This is a genomic window from Flavobacterium panici, assembly GCF_024499525.1.
In the GTDB taxonomy this organism is placed as follows: Bacteria; Bacteroidota; Bacteroidia; order Flavobacteriales; family Flavobacteriaceae; genus Flavobacterium; species Flavobacterium panici.
Map to the genome: position 1 here is coordinate 5,176,483 of NZ_CP100437.1, position 17,595 is coordinate 5,194,077.

Genomic DNA, 17,595 nt, shown 5'->3' on the forward strand with positions numbered 1-17,595 from the left:
ATAAATCAGAATATTCATTTTAACAACAAAGAATATCCTATAATAAAAAACAGTATGAAAATTAAATTTTTATTAATGCTGACCAGCGTCGTCTTCTTTTTAAATGCCTGCTCAAAAGACGACAATGAAGTTGCTGAAACTTTAGAAACGCCAGTTGCAAACGCTCCAAAAGATGTAAATGACAATGGTTTTAGAGCAAAATGGAATTATGTTTCCTATTCAAAAAGCTATCTTTTAGACGTTTCAACAACCGAAAATTTTGCCAGTTTTGTCCCAAATTACAATGCAAAAGAAGTTACTGATTTAAACGAAGTTGTAGTAGGTTTAACCAGAGGAACTCAATATTATTACCGAGTGAGAGCTAAAAATGAAACAGAAATTTCAGGCTATTCAAATGTAATTAGTGTTGTAACAACAGGTTCAAGCGGTATTCCTGAAGATCCTACTTTCTTAAAAGTAAAAGCAAATAAATTAGCCAATCCGTTTTTTGTTGGTATGGCGATAAAAGCTTCACAATTAACAAATGGAAGTCCGTATGATATTATTTTGAAAAATGAATTCAGCAGTATTTCTGCCGAATACGAAATGAAAATGGATCAAATTTCGACTGCAAGCGGTGTTTACAACTGGACTGTAGCCGATAAAATTGTAGCGTACGGAAATGCTAATAATATCAATGTTCACGGTCATGCTTTAGTTTGGCACAATTCTGTACCGCAATGGTTAAAAGATTTTTCTGGTACTGATGCTGAATTTGCTGCAGAAGTAAAAAAATACATCACGGCTGTGGTGACGCATTATGCAGGAAAAGTAAAATCGTGGGATGTGGTTAACGAAGCTGTAGATGATAATGGCGGTGTTATGAGAAATACTATTTTCTTGCAGCGAATGGGACCTAATTATGTAAAAGATTGTTTTCAATGGGCAAGAGAAGCTGCAACTGCCGCTGGTGATACATCTTTATTGTTATTCTATAATGATTATGCAACCTCAGCTAATACTGCAAAACAAAATAAAGTTTTTAGCATTGTAGATGATTTAAAAGCAAGCAATGTAATTGACGGTGTTGGTTTCCAAATGCACAACACGTATTTAAGCCCAACAAAAGCTCAAATAGAAACTGATCTTAACAAAGCTGTTGCAAAAGGATTAAAAATACACGTTTCTGAATTGGATATTCAAGTAAACCAGTCTAATGATGTTTCTAGTTTTACAAACGAAAGAAGGTTAGCTCAAAAAGAGAAATACAAAGAAATGGTGAAAATTTATAATGCGCTTCCGGCAGCAAATAAATACGCCTTGACTATTTGGGGAATGAAGGATAATGAATCTTGGATTCCGTTTAATGCTGAACTGAATCACCCAGGAAATGACTGGCCTTTATTGTACGATTCAAATTTTGCAATCAAAAGTTCACACACCGGATTCCTTGAAGGTTTAGATTAAATCTTTTTAAAACTATAATACTTTACTTCAACTATTAATAAACCAAAAAATTAAATTATGAAAAAATTAAATTTGTTAGCATTAGCAGTTACATGTGTATTATGTTTAGGTTTTACATCCTGCGCAGATGACGCAAGTCCAAGTGCAAAAGACCAATCAGCAAGTGCAAGTACAAAAAACAGTACAAGCAAAGTAGCCGGCGCACCTTGGATCAAACAATTTGAAGATACATTTGATGTAGGTTCAAATTTGTCACAATGGACAAAAGAGCAGCGTGCAGATTATAACTCCTGGTATTGTGACTATTATAGTTCAGTACCCACAACACAATGGAGAGATGGAAAACAATGTTTGGAAATCAAGACTACAAAATTGAGCACATACAAATATCAATCGGGGTTCATTTCTTCTAATTATCAATATAAGCCTGAAAACAATACAGAGTATATGCTTTCTGCCAATATTAAATTAATAGCAATGGATGGCGGAACTTACAAGTCTTTTACAGAAACTTACGGTGCATGGCCTGCCTTTTGGTCTGTGCAGCAAAATGCCTGGCCAACCAAAGGAGAAATAGATATTATGGAAGGTTATTCTTTTGCTCCTAATGCAAGTCGTTTTACTTCAAATCTTTTTTATGGAACTTCTTCAGGAGCAAATTTATTAGGAAACGCTGCAGAAAGAAACTATCCGGGTAATTTCAATATTAACGGAAATGGCGGATGGCATTTGTATGAATCATTTTGGAAAATGCAAAACAATGTTGTAACAGTAACGATAAAAGTTGATAATGTAACGGTTTCAACGTATACAAATAGTAGTGCAGGCAATCTTAACTTAAATAATTTTGGACCACACTCTATTATATTTAATCTGAATGTTGGATCAAAAGATTCTAATTTTATTGACCCTAATAAAATCAACTTATTTTCAACTGCAATGATGTGGGTAGATGATGTAACGGTTTATAAAAGACCAATCTAATACTCCACAAAAAGAATATAAAAGCCAAAAAGAAAGTTTTTCAGTCTCTTCAAAAAACCATAAAATGTGGTGAACCTGCGAATCATTGATTTGCAGGTTTTTTGTTTTAAATTGCTTTTGATTGGGATATAACGGTTTTAAAACTATAAAATCAGTTTAATTTTTTATTTTTATATAGATAATATTTACTCATTTAATTTCATTAAGATGATAAGAATTAAAACCACAATCAAACCTTTTCTTACAGTAAACAATGCAATAAAAGCAGTTGATTTTTACATCAATGCTTTTGGGGCAGTTGAATCAAAAAGATATTCGCTTGAAAACAATAAAATATCATCGGTTATAACAATTGAAGATGCTGAATTTTATCTAAGCGACGAAGAACCTTGTGATGGCAATCAAATTGCTCACTCATTTAATACGCCGATAAGAATAATTTTAGAGACTGAAAATGCAGATCAAATATTTGAAAATGCATTAAAATATGGCGCTGCAGAAATTTGTCCCATAATAACCGAAGAAGACTGGAGAATCGGAAAACTAAAAGATCCTTTTGGCCATATTTGGGAAATTGGCTACCCATTGTAAAAGATTCACTCTCTAAATTGATTTAACGCAGAAAAAAAATATTTATGATACACTTTTAATATAATTAAAACAGCGTAACACCAAAACTCCAGCCAACCCAACCGTATATTCCTTTGCCATTATCTTTTATAACATTATAGCGTTTGGTTCGATCCTGGACAAAAGTTGAAGTATTATTGTTATCAGGTGCATTTTTATCTCTTTTTTCAGAAGTATAAATATTGAAAGACGGTCCGGCAGATATGGCTAAACCTTTGAAAATACGAAAGGTAAAAGGCGAATCGAATTTAGACAAAGAGTTATAACGATCCCAATTTCCTAAATAAAGATATTGCGAACTGATTTCAGGATTATAAGTAAAGCGTTTTCCTAAAAGGATATTGGTTCCAAATCCTATTCCAAAAGAAGTTAGTTTTTCTTCGTCGCTTCGTTCGCTTCTTCCTGCCATCAAAATAGTGTAGAGTTTATTATCTCCCGTTTTTACAGCAACATTTATATCGGAAATTTCATTACTGGTAATACTTATTTTTTTGTAACCATTCTTTTTGAAATTCAATAATCCCATACTATAACCTGATGGCGAATCGGTAATATTGATTAATCCAAACTGGAATCCATCTAATTCTTTGGCATAATTTAAAACTCCTGCTATTTGGGCGCCGCGCACAATTCCGCTTCCTGAATTATAAATACCCGAAATCTGCAATCCGTTTTGAGTCCCTTTTACCGTATTATAAATAGCAGACATTTGCATTCCTTTAGCATCTTTTTGTACACTGTTGTAAATACCCGTAAGCTGCAAACCATGTAGCGAGCCTTCTATACTGTTATGAATTCCGCTCATTTGCAGTCCATTTAAATCTCCAAATACATTGTTATAAATTCCGGCTAATTGAACTCCATTTACAGAGCCTCCAACGGTATTGAATATCCCAGCCATTTGTAGAGCATTGACATTCATACGCGTAATATTGTAAAGACCAGCCATTTCTAAACCGCGAACTCCGCCCGTATATCCTCCCAATAAGTTTAAAGAGAAACTACTGTTTAGTTGTGAATTCATCATACCGCGCGTACTCAAACTTGGAATTATCGAAGCTTGTATGGGAACTTCAGAAATAAATCCTCCCAAATTGAGTGATTGTATTTTTTGTTTGGAAGAAATAAAGAAACGCCCAATTCCTGTTCGTTCAACGGCAGAGAAATCGCCATCAACATAATCTGAGTTTGATTTTCTGGAACCCATTTGGATTTTTACTTCTGATAAAAAAATGGTGGTAATCGTTTTGTAATTTTCTTTTACAACCGTTAGTTCAATAGTTTCGGGTACATTTTTAAGTTTAAGTTCAAAAAAACCTTCTTTATCTGTTAACGTAGATTGCAATGCATTTTTTTCGTAAACACTCGCGTTTTCAATTCGCTTGTTGGTTTTTACATCCATAATGTAACCGCTTACAACCTGATAATCATTCACAACATTGTTTTTTTCTAACACAAGTGCGAGTTCTAAAGGCGCATAACGCAGAATAATAAATCCTTTTGATTCTTTATATTCGTACTTATTGCCCAGTAGCTGGTCTAAAACATCTTTTATTGTAGAGTCTTTCGAATGAATAGTAACGGCACTATCTTTTACAACTAATTTACTGTAATAAGCAAATCTAAAATTTCCTTTTTGTTCCATTAAATCCAGAATATGGCCTAATGGTTTTTTATCTGCATCGATAGACATTTCGGTATCTAAGATAGATTGGGCATGAGCGCCAAAAAAAGCACTTGAAATAAGTAAGAATAAAACTTGTATAAAAGTAAATTTTGAATTGATGGGCATATAAAAAAGGAATTACTCTAATATAATTTGATTGTTTTTACGTTCAATTTCGATTCTGAAGGTTTCCTGAATTACTTCTAAAACCTGATCTAAGGATTGATCTTTAAATACCGTTGTTAATTGTTTTTCTTTTAAAGAAGGATTTTTAATAATGATATTTACATCGTATATTTCGTTAAGTGCCTCAACTAAATCCTGCAACGGTGTTTCATCGCAAACCAATTCCTTATTACGATAATAATTGTACAATCTGCCTTTGCTTCTACTTTTTAATAATTCCGATTCTTTATCTACAATAACTACTTTTTCGCCATGTCTTAATTCTACCTGATCTTTATTTTTACTCACTTTTACAATTCCGGTTTCAACGTCTATGGTTGTTTTTCCGTTTTTGTTTTTCACATTAAAAGAAGTTCCGACGACTTGTACCGTAACATCATTAATTGTAATAATAAACGGTTTTGTTTTATCTGGAGAAACATTAAAAAAAGCTTCGCCTTTTAAAGTAACCGGACGGGTTTTGCCTTTAAACTTGCTCACATAAGACAAAGACGAATTCTTATTTAAAGTAACCGTTGTATCATCTGGTAAAGTATCATTTAAAGTAGAGTTTGAAGCATATATTTGAATTAATGTGTTTGATTTATTTTCGAAATAAGAATAACCAAGCCATCCTAAAGTACTAATTAAGAGAATAGAAGCTGCAATACGCAGCCAAGAGACGGAAGATTTTTTAGGCGTTACTACCCTCACCTCTTTATCCTGAATACGATTTTGCAGCCGTTTCCAGGCCGCATCTTCATCTATGGTTTTATTTTTGGCGGCAATTAAAAGACTGTCTTCCCATATTTTCTTAAAACCATTGTAGTAGTTCAGATTTTTTTCATCGGCTTTAAGCCAAAATTCTACTGCTGCATTTTCGTCTGCATTAGTTTCGCCAACTAGATATTTCACTAGTAAATCATCGTTCATATTCATATTGTTTTGGCTCATGATCTTCGGATTAAATGTAATAAGGATAATAGAAACGGAAGATATTCAACCAGTTTTGATCGTAATACTTTAAGGGCTTTGCCCATTTGGTTTTCGACTGTTTTTATCGAGATATTCAATTGATCGGCAATTTGCTGATATTTGAGCTGCTCGAAACGGCTCATTTGAAAAATAGTACGGCATTGCGGCGGCAATTCGCTGATTGCTTTTTGAATGTCGTTTTCGAGTTCAGCTGCCACCATTTGGTTTGAGGCATCTTGATTTGAGGATTCCATATTGCCTGAATACTGCAGTTGAAATGAGTTTTTTATTTTGAGGTGTTTGAGATGATTGAGACTTTCATTATGAACTGATCTGTAGAGATATGCTTTTAAGGAATCGTCAATTTGCAATTGCTCTTTTTTTTCCCAAATCCTAAAAAATACATTTTGTACAATCTCTTCGGCAATGATATCATCTTTCATAAAAGTATAGGCGAAAGCATGAAGGTTTCTAAAATATGTTTTAAAAACCTTTTCAAAAGCTGCTTCGTTTCCGTTCTTTATAGAACTAATAGGATCTATATTACTATACTCCACTAATACGTTTTGACATTCAATCAAAGATATATACTTTTTATATTACTATTATTTTTTTGATTAATTGTAAGAAGGACTCGGCTGATCGTATATAATATTATGATTAGCCAATAGCTGAATAAATGCATCAATCGTGGTATCGGGATCGAGATCTGTGTTCAGGCTAAATTCATAACAGTGAACAATACAGCTGTGGTCTGAGAGATATGTAAACGATAATCCTTTATCTGTTCCTTTGGTAATTACAATTTCGTTACCAATGGTTTTTACACAATTATCTTTTCGGCTAAAGTATTCGAATAGCTGCTGCTGAAATGTTTGTTGTTTTTCTTGACTTGTTGGCATGATATAGGCAGTTTAAGAGGTTGAGTTGTTTCTTTTTTTAATTTGTTTTTAGCAATAATATCGGGACTGGCAAAAATGTAATACATCTTTTTTTGAAAGCCTTTTGCTTTTTTTACGTCGCTGATAATATCCTGAAATTCATGTATGTTGAGATATAAAGGATTAAGTTTGCTTTTAAGTAAACTGGTAATTCCATAGCGTGGTTTTTCTTCTTCATATTGAAAAGAGCCAAATAAGTGATCCCAAATCATGAATGTTGCACCAAAGTTTTTATCCAGATATTTTTCCTGACTTCCGTGATGTACGCGATGATTAGAAGGAGTTCCGAAATATTTTTCAATAAAAGGGTGCAGTTTTCCAATGGCTTCGGTATGTACCCAAAATTGATATAAAACGCTCAGCTGATTGGCAATAAAAAATACGGCTGGATGAAATCCGGCAAAAATTAACGGAATAAAAAATACAATTTTTATATACTGAATCCAGCTCTGCCTAAAACTTACGGTAAGATTATATTGTTCTGCAGAATGATGCACAACATGAGTCGCCCAGAAAAATCGGCAGTAATGAGAAATTCGGTGTGTCCAGTACGAACTAAAATCATACAATATAAAACACGGAATTAAACTCCACCAGTTAAATTCCATTCGATAAGGGAGAATATTGTAAATTTCGACTACGGCATAAAGTAATCCTGTTTTCATTATTAAATTAACCGTTAAGTTTCCAAAACCTATTAATACAGATCCCAGCGTTTCTTTTTTATCATATTCTTTTCTTTCTAAAAAATAAAAAACAACAAATTCCAGTACCGTAAAAAACAATACAACGGGCAATGCATATACAATTAAATTGGGAGCACTTTTTTCTACTTCATAAATTCTATCCATTGCAATGGGCTTTGCACCAAAAATGGTCAGCTTAATAAACAGGTAATTGATGATTTTGATCATGATGATTTTTTTGATTGATTTATGCTTTTTGAATGTTGATTGTAAATAGAGAATGATGCAATTCGACTTTTTGACATATACCGTTCTGGAAATGATAATCATTATAATTTCCGTCAGGCAATTCAATACGATACGAGTGGTTGTCTGTTTTTTTGATCGTTAAAAATTGCTGAAAACTATCAGAATAAACCTTGTCTTCGCTTACAGGTTCTTTACTGTAAAGCAGCATAAGGTTGTAATTGATATATTGTTGTTTGATTTCTCCTTTTTTATTCTCGTCAGAAGTTTTATAATTTGAATCTGTGAGCTGCGTCGTTTTATTGGCTTTTTCTTTTCCGTTAACATGACGCTTTACATAGGAGGATATTAATTTTCCGTTTTTAAAATGAGAACCTTCTTCTGTTTTTACATTGATGCCAACAATCAATCGGGTTTTTACTTCCGAAGAAATTTTCAAAAAGACTTCACCATTATTATTGTTTTGATAGAACTGCATTTGCCCAATGACAGCACCATTTCGAAGTACATTATAGTTTACCGTTTTTTCCTGCGCGTGAGAGATAGCTATAGAAAGAAAAAAGAACACGACAGATTTTACCTGAAAATTTATGGCTTGAAAACTGAAAATCTCATGCAGGGAAACGCATTTTTTAAATAACCAAAATAGTAATGCGATAGTGATAATTAAAAGTATCATAAGGCAATTGGAGATTAAAAGTTAATAATTGTACTCTTGCTACAGCAGTAATACAACCGAATAACACTTTACCCCTATTTCAAAATGAAATTTTTTTTCAACTCAGAAAAAATAATGATATGAAAACAGCTCAAAAGTCTCAACGAATGGGTTTTGACATGAATATTTATTTATTAGTAGTGTAATAAATGTGATGGTTTTGCAGAATGCTGATTTTACAGCGATAAATACATTTAATAGTTTATAAAAAGCTTAATAGCCTTTACAAGTTGGATCAAAACCACATATTTTTATACATTCAATATTTTTTTAATACTTTTTCTTACAATAATAAATTTTTAAGCTTAAAAAAATATCAAAAATGATTTCACAACACTTTTGAGTACCCTAATTCGTATTTTATTACTCCTCACAAAACCCATTATTATTCATTTTTGCACAGTTAATCACTTATCCACTTAACCCAAACCATAGTGATTTTCATACTAACTAATTATTAACCAAAATGAAAACCAAAAATGACAAATTTTATTAGGATCAAAAAAAGTCCTGATTGCGAATCTGTGTTTAATTTGAAGAAGAAAATGATGATGCTCTGTGTGTTATTTTCTTTATCCCAGGTTCATAGCTACGCAATTAGTTCAAAAAGTACAACACACCTAAAAAATGTACTGGAACAAAAAAACATCAAAGGCCAAGTTAATGATGAAAATGGTATGCCGCTGCCGGGAGTTACTATTTTAGAAAAGGGAAGTAAAAATTCTACTTTGACAGATTTTGATGGAAAATTTACTTTAAAAACAGATAATGATAATGCTGTATTAGTAATATCTTATTTAGGTTATACAACCAAAGAGATTGCTTTAAAAGGAGAAACTTCCATTACTGTAAAACTTCAAAAAGCGACAACATCACTAGATGAAGTTGTGGTTGTAGGATACGGTAAAATGAAGAAAAAGGATTTAACGGGAGCAATTGTTCAGATAACACCTGATAAACTGGCAAACCAAAATCCGCAGACTGTTCAGGATATATTAAGAGGTACTCCGGGTTTAAGAGTAGGTTATGACCCATCTGCAAAAGGAGGCGGAAATATCCAAATTCGTGGGCAGACTTCTGTGTATACAGGTAATGATCAAAAAACAGGAGGACCTCATAATTCACCACTTATTATTTTAGACGGAATGCAGTTTTATGGTGAACTTTCAGAAATCAATCCTGATGATATTGCCCAGCTTGATATTTTAAAAGATGCATCGGCGGCATCTGTATATGGATCAAGAGCGGCAGCAGGGGTTATCCTTATTTCAACTAAAAAAGGGAAATCAGGTAAACCAATGATTAGTTTTACTACAAACACGACAATTAGCAGTAAGAGCGCTTATCGTGGTGTGTATTCTCCAGAGGGATATTTAAAATATCGTGAAGATTGGGAAACTGCCCAAACTTATGGTATCAACACAGCAACTGGGCAATATGAAGCATGGATAGCAGGAACAGTTGCTAATGGTAAACCCGGGTATTTTTCAAATCCTAATGATTTAAGTAAATGGGGAATTACAGAAGCGCAATGGTTAGCGTATCAACCAGCTGCTCAAACAAATGGAAAAAGTTCAAAAGAAGTATGGGGAGCACGCTTGGGATTGAATTTTGATCCTTCGCTAATGGCTAATTTCCTGGACGACAAAACACACGATTGGAGCGACAGTTCTTTTAGAACGGGTATTAATCGTGACAATAATTTGAGTATTTCCGGAGCAGGCGAAAGAGTTAATTATTATATGTCTTTTGGTTATTTAACTTCAGAAGGAGCTATTGTGGGTAACGATTATAAATCAGCTCGCTCTAATATGAAAGTTGATGCTAAAATTACAGACTGGCTTGACTTTGGGGCAAACATTAATTTTCAGGATCGATCAGATGGAGATATTACACCTTCATTAGGTACAAATGCCGGGGATAATAATATGATGAGAACCAGCCCATTTGGAACTTTTAGAGATGCAAATGGCAACTATGAGAGACAGCCAATGGGGAAAAATGTTTCAGGACAGAATTATAACTATTACTACGAGCGCCAATTTATTGATAAGGAAACAGGTTATACAACATTGAATTCTATTTTCAATACAAAGGTAACTTTACCTTTAGGTATTACATATTCATTTAATATCGCTCCTCGTTATCAATTTTTTCATGATCGTTATTTCAGGTCAACACAAAATCCAAACTGGCCTGCAGCTACCACAGGAGCAAATAGAAACAGCGCTATAAGATTTGATTACAACCTGAACAATACCATAACGTGGGATTATACATTTGCTGAAAAACATCACATCGTTGCAACTTTTGTTCAGGAAGCCGAAGAACGCCGTTATTGGTCAGATGGAATGGATGCCTATAATATTCAGCCTTCAGATGCTTTAGGGTTTCACCTTGTAAATACGGCAACAATGGCAAATAGTGCAATCAGATCAAACGATACGCATGAAACAGCAGATGGATTGATGGCAAGACTTTTCTATTCGTTTGATAATCGCTATATGCTTACAGCGACAATTCGTCGTGATGGATATTCAGCATTTGGAGCTTCAAATCCTTACGCAGTTTTCCCTTCTTTTGGGGTTGCGTGGAACTTTAAAAATGAAAACTGGTTTCCATTAGATGCTATGAGTACCGGTAAATTGCGTTTGTCTTGGGGTAAAAACGGAAACAGGTCGCTTGCTGATCCATACGTTTCTTTAGCAAACTTAGTAAACACAGGAACAATGGGATATTTAGATCCTTCTGGAAAAGCACTTGAGATCAAGTATTTAGCACTAGATCGTTTGGCAAATCCAAATTTGGAATGGGAAAAAACAACCTCAACAAATATTGGTCTTGACTTAGGTTTCTTAAATGATCGCATTACTGCTACTTTAGACCTTTACAGGGCATCTACCCATGATATGATTATGAGCCAGTCCCTTCCTGGTTTTACTGGTTTTTCATCAATCGCAACCAATCTTGGAGAGGTTCAAAATCAAGGTTTGGAATTGAGTATCAACAGTCTTAATATGAAAAACACAAACTTTGAATGGCGCACTTCATTTGGAATCTCTTATAACGAAAATAAAATTGTGTCATTATATGGCAATATGGTAGATATTAAAGATGAAAATGGTAATGTTATTGGAACGCAAGAAGGAAATGATTCTGCTAATGGATGGTTTATAGGCAGACCAATCACTCAAATTTGGGATTACAGAGTAACTGGAATATGGCAAAAAGAGGAGTGGAAAGAAGCTCGAAGATATGGACAGCGTCCAGGAGACCCAAAAGTTGCAAACAGCTATACAGCAGATGATGTAGATGCAGTAGATCCAGATGGTGTTCCTTATAAAAAAGCAGTTTATAATGAAAAAGACAAGCAGTTTTTAGGGAATTCAAACTCTCCAGTACAATGGTCGATGCGCAATGATTTTAAGATTTATAAAAATTGGGATTTAGCTATCAGTATGTATTCAAATGTGGGAGGTAAATCACTTAGTTCAATTTATATGAACACTTTCAACGATGCCAGTTTGTATAAATTCAACTTCAATCCATATGTAAATCCGTATTGGACACTTGATAACCCAACCAATGACTGGGCACGTCTTGATGCTAAAGGGCCTGCAGGAACTCCGGTTGCACCAGGAAGATTGTATGATCGTAGTTTTATTCGTTTAGACAACATTTCGTTAGCCTATACACTTCCTAGAGATCTTTTAGATCGTGCGCATATTAAAAATATAAAAATTTATGCTTCAGTTCAAAACGTAGCAACATGGTCTGCTTCTAAAGAATGGAAATATTTTGGAGATCCGGAAACAGGAGGATTAGCTACGCGACAGTTTAATTTAGGTTTTAATTTCCAACTTTAATAATTATTCAACAATGAAAAAATATATAAAAAATAAAGTTACAAGACTAGTGCCCTTTATTCTATTGGCTGCACTGTCCAGTTCTTGTTCAAAGGATTTTCTCGACTCAGATCCGCTTTCGTTTTACGAACCTGAAAATACGTTTTCTACAGAAGCCGGATTACAGGCAACTTTAGCACTGTGCGATAAACAGCTGCGTAATAATTATATTCACTATGGTTTTTCTGGTGTGAGTGTGCCTATTGGTACTGAGTATCTTTTCTCTGACATGGCACAATATGGAAAAACAGACACAGGAAGTAATATTGCTGATTATGCCAATACTATTGTTCCTACCGGAGATTTTAGAAGAGATCCAAGCGGAGAATCTATTTATCTTGGGTTTATGTGGACTGAAGCTTATACAGGTATTAAAAATGCCAATACTGTATTAACGTATATTGGGAATGTGACAAGTTTATCCGAAGAGGTTAAAAATAAATATATTGGGCAGGCTTATTTTCACAGAGCATATCGCTATCTTAATCTGGTTTATCAATTTGGAGACATACCATTGATTACTAAAATTTTATCTGTTCCAAAGCAAAGTTACTATTCTACTAAAAAGGAAGCCATCATTGAAATGATTACAGCAGATATGGAGAAAGCTGTACAATATGTTCCAGAGCAGTCAAAAATAGGATATGTAGGTATGGTTAGCAAAGGTGCTTGCCGTCAGTTACTAATTAAATGTTATTTAGCATCTGGAAGATTTGCTGATGCCGAAGCACAAGCTAATATTTTAATTGGTCAATCAGGTTACTCTTTGGTACAAAATAATTTAGGAATTTTTGATCCGGGAGGAAATCCTACGGCTTGGCCTATTACCAGAAATGTAATCTGGGATTTGCACAGACCTGAGAACAAGGTAATATCTGCAAATACCGAAGCTATCTTAGTAGCACCAAACGGAGGAGCACAATCATTTTTAGCATTTGCTTCGATGAGAATTTTTGGACCTAACTGGAATGATGCCAATTTAATTACTCCTGATGGTAAAACAGCAGCACCGCGTTTTCCATTGACTGATAAAACTAATTATAATGCAAAATATGATTATCAAAGAGCAATAGGACGTGGTATTGGTACTATTAGTGGTTCTTATTATTCACAACATCCTATGTGGGTTGTAAACAATGTTGAAGACAAACAAGATCTTAGACATAACAGCACCGTAGGAAACTGGGTAAATATGGAAGACCTTAAATATGCTCCCGGAGCTGGTGGAAGTGCAACATGGGCCGGGCAAAATTTTAGAATGAGAGAAGCGGGCAAATTGTTAGCACAAGATTCTATTCGTGACTGGTTTGATTTTCCGCATTATAAAATCTATTATCATGATGTTGTAGCTGAAGCTAATCCTGCAGCAAATGATTTTCAGGGAGCTACGGCCGGATCAAGCGCGCATATGTACATATACCGTTTAGCAGAAACTTATTTATTACGTGCAGAAGCCCGTTTTTATCAAGGAAATGTTTCCGGAGCAGCTCAGGATGTAAATGTTGTAAGAGCTAGAGCAAAAGCTTCGCAAATGTATTCAACAGTAACTATTGGTGATATTTGTGCAGAAAGAGGAAGAGAACTTTATATGGAAGAATGGCGAAATGTTGAATTAAAACGTATTTCACACTGTTTAGCAATGAGCGGTAAACCAGATGAATGGGGCCATACTTACAGTTTAACAAATTGGGACAAACAATCTGGAACAGATGCAGCCGGAGGTAGTTATTGGTATCAGCGTATTGTGCATTATACCCTTTACAACAAATATCCGGCTGGTATTTCTCTTAAACCAGGTGTTAAGTTTTATACTATGGACAAACGTAATAATTACTGGCCAATTCCATTTAGACTTGCTATAGAGCCTAATATCAAAGGTCAGGTAAGTCAGAACTTTGGTTATGATGGTTACAATGCAGGAGTTAAAGTCTGGGATAAATGGCAGGATGCTGTTGAAGACGAAAGCAAAATTTAAACCTCTTTTATTTATCTTAAATTAATGATTTAGAAAAGAATAGATTATAAATAGCTTTATTCAAAAGAAAGCTAAAGTAAAAGCGAGTTAATATATTTAACTCGCTTTTTTTATTTCAGCAGAGATATTGTTTCTCTATTTTCCCAAGTAGAATTTAATAATTAAGTTCACTGTAATTCTTTGGTTAAAAATGAATGTTTTTATTTTGAAATAATTATAAACCTAAAAACATTCCCTGAATTAAGATTAAACTTCTACAAATCAATTAGATGAATATTTTTCAAAAGACAAAAAATACTAAATCCTTAATTATTTAAACTTTGTCAATTTTTCTCATACTTTTTTTATTGATATTGTTTTTTTAACCTGAAAAAAATACACAAAATACATACATAAGATTTTTTTGTACCCAATTACGTACTTTATTACTCCCCTTTCGAATTGTTTTTAATCAACTTTACATTGTCAAATTACTAATTGTGTAACCACCACAAATGTGATTTGAATGTAAGGCAATGTCTAGACAAATTGCATGACCCATACGCAAATAAAAACATTTTTACTTACGTATACATTGATGCCGATTTCACGAACTGTAAAAGTTTTTGTTTCAGCAGCCAATGCTATTTTAAATATCAATTTTTACTAACCATTAAATTAATTATTACTAACCTTTAATTATTTAAAAATGAAAAAATTCCTAAAATTAACAAGTTTCCTATTTATTACAGTATTAGTATTTAATTCCTGCGACAAGGAGCAAGATTTAAATGAACCGCAAAGCGTGAACAAAGACGTACAGCAAACCAATAACAAAGAAGTTTCTTCAAGCACTGCAGCGGCAGATCCTCTTGCTGAAGCATTAGCAGGCAGCGCCGGAGCCAGAACAATTACATTACAAACCAATACACTATCGTGTCCGGGTGGTTTATGTACATCATATGGTGTTTGGTCAACGGGCGTTTATACCGTTTGGTTCCAGATGAGATTTAATTCCGGATTTTATTGGAGCCGAGGCGGAAAATGCGGATATGGTATCCTAATTGGTGATCAAAATACTGGCGGAGATCCGGGATGGGATGGTAATGGCGGAAGTGCCAGATTTATGTGGTATTGCCCAAATGGATCAAATTCTGCTAAAGGAAGCGGAGCTTATTTGCAGCCTTACGTTTATTACAAAGATCAGCCGGGACAATTTGGTAATGATTTTGGAAAAAAATACTATATCCAGGAAAACGTTACATATAACTGTCAAATATCTGTTAAGTTAAATACTGGATCGAACACTAACGGATACGTAAAATATTATGTAAATGGTACAGAGATATTGAATCAAACTATTCGCTGGGTGACTAACGATGCAAAACGAAATGTTAATGCAGTAAGTTTACACACTTTCCGTGGTGGTAGTCAGGAATATTGGAAAGCTCCGGTAACAAGTTCTATTTATTATCCAAGTGCATCTTGGGATGCTCTATAATACTTATACGGTTTAAAACATTTTAGCCGGAATAAATAAAAATCACAACTTCGATATTGTTTATTATATACTAATAACACATCGAAGTTGTTGGTTTTTCTAACTATCTTTGTTATCACTTTCATAAACAATTCTGTCAAAAATTATGCTTTCTATATCAAATTTGGTTGTAGAAGAAGAGATTAAAAATTCATTCTCGATACGCTTTCTTGAAGACAAGAAATACGAGCAAAAATCAACGTACAGACTTGTTTATAACCGAATCTTACTAATTGAATCCGGCGAAGGAGAAATAATTATTGACGACCAGATTTTTCAAATTTCATCTTCACAACTATTTTTAATCGCAAAAGGACAATTTATAAGTTTTAATGCTGAAACAAAATTTACTGGATACGAACTTAGTTTTGGCGATTGTTTTTGGGAAAGAACGCCTTCCAGCGCCAACAACTGTAAAGCTGTTTTGTTTAATAATGCTTCTGCCAATCAAACCATTCCGTTAAATCATCAGGACAATATTGAACTTATTTCAATTTTTAAATCTTTATGGTATGAATACCAAAAAGAGGAATACATCAATCAATTAGATGCTTTGGCTGCGTATTTAAAAATTATAATGATTAAGATTGCAAACGTAAATCATTCGCTTTCAAAAGGCTTTGACAGCTACGAAAATCAAACCTATGCACAGTTTTTAGAATTAATCAGCAAGAACTATAAAACGTCCAGAGAAGTGGCAGATTATGCAGATCTTTTAGGAATTTCGGCACGAAAGCTAACAGATTTATGCAAACGCTGCAGTAACAGAGGCGCAAAAGAATTAATAAACGGACAAATTATTGCCGAAGCCAAAAGAGCACTGCAATTTACTTCTAACCCAATAAAAGAAATTGCTTTTCAACTCAATTTTACTACCGCAGAGCAATTCAGCCATTTCTTTAAAAAGAATGCTCAGGTTTCTCCTCATGAATACAGATTACTTTTTCTAAATATTGGAAATTAAATCTTTAGTAATACTCACGTAATTTTTGACATGCGCTTGACGTAATTTGACATTCCTCAAACAAGTCTCTCAAGATACCTTTGAAAAAAACAAATTATCATGTCAGTAAACAAACTAAAAACAATTGCAGGAATAGTTATTCCGGACAGTTCTATTGCACAGCAGGCTACAGAACTTTTATTAGAACACGGCACAGAATTTATCTACAATCATTCGCTGCGTGTATTTCTGTTTTCTTCTTTAAACGGAAAAAGAAGACAACTTAAATATGATGAAGAATTATTGTATGTGGCTTCCGTTTTTCACGATTTGGGTTTAACAAAACACTACAGCAGTACAGATTTACGTTTTGAAGTAGACGGTGCAAATGCGGCGAGAGATTTCCTCAAAAGCCATAATTTACCAAAAGAATCACTTCAATTAGTTTGGGATACTATCGCACTGCATACAACAATAGGAATTCCAGAACATAAAGAACCAGAAGTCGCCCTTATGTATTCTGGAGTTGGTCTGGATGTTATGGGTGAAGGCTATGAACATTTAAGCCATCAAAACAGAATTGAAATTCTGGACGCTTTTCCTCGTGATGATTTTAAGAACAAAATTATTCCAACTTTTTTCAGCGGATTTGAACACAAAACAGAAACTACTTTTGGAAACATAAAAGCCGATGTCTGTGCTTACATGATTCCGAATTTTCATCGCAAAAACTTTTGCGACTGTATTTTGCATTCTCCATGGAAAGAGTAATAAAAATTAATTTACAAATAGTAAG

The 17,595-nt window shown here is 33.9% G+C and carries 14 protein-coding genes; 8 read left to right on the forward strand and 6 right to left on the reverse strand.

Going from position 1 to position 17,595, the window contains the following annotated elements; translation table 11 throughout:
* The first annotated feature begins 54 nt into the window (after positions 1 to 54).
* The 3 genes from NLJ00_RS21575 to NLJ00_RS21585 all read left to right on the forward strand — a co-directional run bounded on the left by NLJ00_RS21575 (position 55) and on the right by NLJ00_RS21585 (position 3,021).
* Positions 55 to 1,446, forward strand: coding sequence for an endo-1,4-beta-xylanase (locus NLJ00_RS21575; RefSeq protein ID WP_256635365.1), 1,392 nt, complete (start codon positions 55 to 57; stop codon positions 1,444 to 1,446).
* Between the two features lie 57 nt (positions 1,447 to 1,503).
* Positions 1,504 to 2,430, forward strand: coding sequence for a glycoside hydrolase family 16 protein (locus tag NLJ00_RS21580; protein WP_256635366.1), 927 nt, complete (start codon positions 1,504 to 1,506; stop codon positions 2,428 to 2,430).
* Between the two features lie 207 nt (positions 2,431 to 2,637).
* Positions 2,638 to 3,021 (forward strand): VOC family protein, encoded by a 384-nt coding sequence (locus NLJ00_RS21585; protein ID WP_256635367.1) that lies wholly within the window; start codon positions 2,638 to 2,640, stop codon positions 3,019 to 3,021.
* 64 nt (positions 3,022 to 3,085) lie between these two features.
* On the opposite strand, the gene NLJ00_RS21590 is transcribed toward NLJ00_RS21585, so the two are convergent.
* The 6 genes from NLJ00_RS21590 to NLJ00_RS21615 are packed head-to-tail and all read right to left on the reverse strand — an operon-like array spanning position 3,086 to position 8,418.
* Positions 3,086 to 4,852 (reverse strand): STN and carboxypeptidase regulatory-like domain-containing protein, encoded by a 1,767-nt coding sequence (locus NLJ00_RS21590; RefSeq protein WP_256635368.1) that lies wholly within the window; start codon positions 4,850 to 4,852, stop codon positions 3,086 to 3,088.
* 12 nt (positions 4,853 to 4,864) lie between these two features.
* Positions 4,865 to 5,845 (reverse strand): FecR family protein, encoded by a 981-nt coding sequence (locus NLJ00_RS21595; protein WP_256635369.1) that lies wholly within the window; start codon positions 5,843 to 5,845, stop codon positions 4,865 to 4,867.
* Positions 5,842 to 6,447, reverse strand: a complete 606-nt coding sequence (locus NLJ00_RS21600) for an RNA polymerase sigma-70 factor (RefSeq protein ID WP_240514933.1) — start codon at positions 6,445 to 6,447, stop codon at positions 5,842 to 5,844. The genes NLJ00_RS21595 and NLJ00_RS21600 overlap by 4 nt, the downstream gene beginning before the upstream one ends.
* Positions 6,448 to 6,483: 36 nt before the next feature.
* Positions 6,484 to 6,768 (reverse strand): hypothetical protein, encoded by a 285-nt coding sequence (locus tag NLJ00_RS21605; protein WP_123924580.1) that lies wholly within the window; start codon positions 6,766 to 6,768, stop codon positions 6,484 to 6,486.
* On the reverse strand, positions 6,690 to 7,721 hold the full coding sequence (locus NLJ00_RS21610) for a sterol desaturase family protein (RefSeq protein ID WP_256635370.1): 1,032 nt from the start codon (positions 7,719 to 7,721) through the stop codon (positions 6,690 to 6,692). Before NLJ00_RS21610 ends, NLJ00_RS21605 begins: the two co-directional genes overlap by 79 nt.
* Before the next feature lie 19 nt (positions 7,722 to 7,740).
* Positions 7,741 to 8,418 carry a DUF6134 family protein gene (locus NLJ00_RS21615; protein ID WP_256635371.1) on the reverse strand — a complete coding sequence of 226 codons (678 nt, stop codon included), beginning with the start codon at positions 8,416 to 8,418 and terminating at the stop codon, positions 7,741 to 7,743.
* Between the two features lie 518 nt (positions 8,419 to 8,936).
* Between NLJ00_RS21615 and NLJ00_RS21620 the strand changes: the two genes are divergently transcribed.
* From NLJ00_RS21620 to NLJ00_RS21640, 5 genes are all read left to right on the forward strand, one after another.
* Complete coding sequence (locus tag NLJ00_RS21620) at positions 8,937 to 12,323, forward strand: SusC/RagA family TonB-linked outer membrane protein (protein ID WP_053470710.1); 3,387 nt, start codon at positions 8,937 to 8,939, stop codon at positions 12,321 to 12,323.
* Positions 12,324 to 12,336: 13 nt separating this feature from the next.
* Positions 12,337 to 14,337 carry a RagB/SusD family nutrient uptake outer membrane protein gene (locus tag NLJ00_RS21625; RefSeq protein WP_256635372.1) on the forward strand — a complete coding sequence of 667 codons (2,001 nt, stop codon included), beginning with the start codon at positions 12,337 to 12,339 and terminating at the stop codon, positions 14,335 to 14,337.
* 688 nt (positions 14,338 to 15,025) lie between these two features.
* Positions 15,026 to 15,817: a polysaccharide lyase gene (locus NLJ00_RS21630; protein WP_256635373.1), complete on the forward strand. Its 792-nt coding sequence runs from the start codon at positions 15,026 to 15,028 to the stop codon at positions 15,815 to 15,817.
* Between the two features lie 145 nt (positions 15,818 to 15,962).
* On the forward strand, positions 15,963 to 16,820 hold the full coding sequence (locus tag NLJ00_RS21635; protein WP_256635374.1) for a helix-turn-helix domain-containing protein: 858 nt from the start codon (positions 15,963 to 15,965) through the stop codon (positions 16,818 to 16,820).
* Positions 16,821 to 16,919: 99 nt separating this feature from the next.
* A complete protein-coding gene (locus tag NLJ00_RS21640) occupies positions 16,920 to 17,570 on the forward strand; it encodes an HD domain-containing protein (RefSeq protein WP_256635375.1) in 651 nt (216 codons plus the stop codon).
* The last annotated feature ends 25 nt before the right edge of the window (positions 17,571 to 17,595 follow it).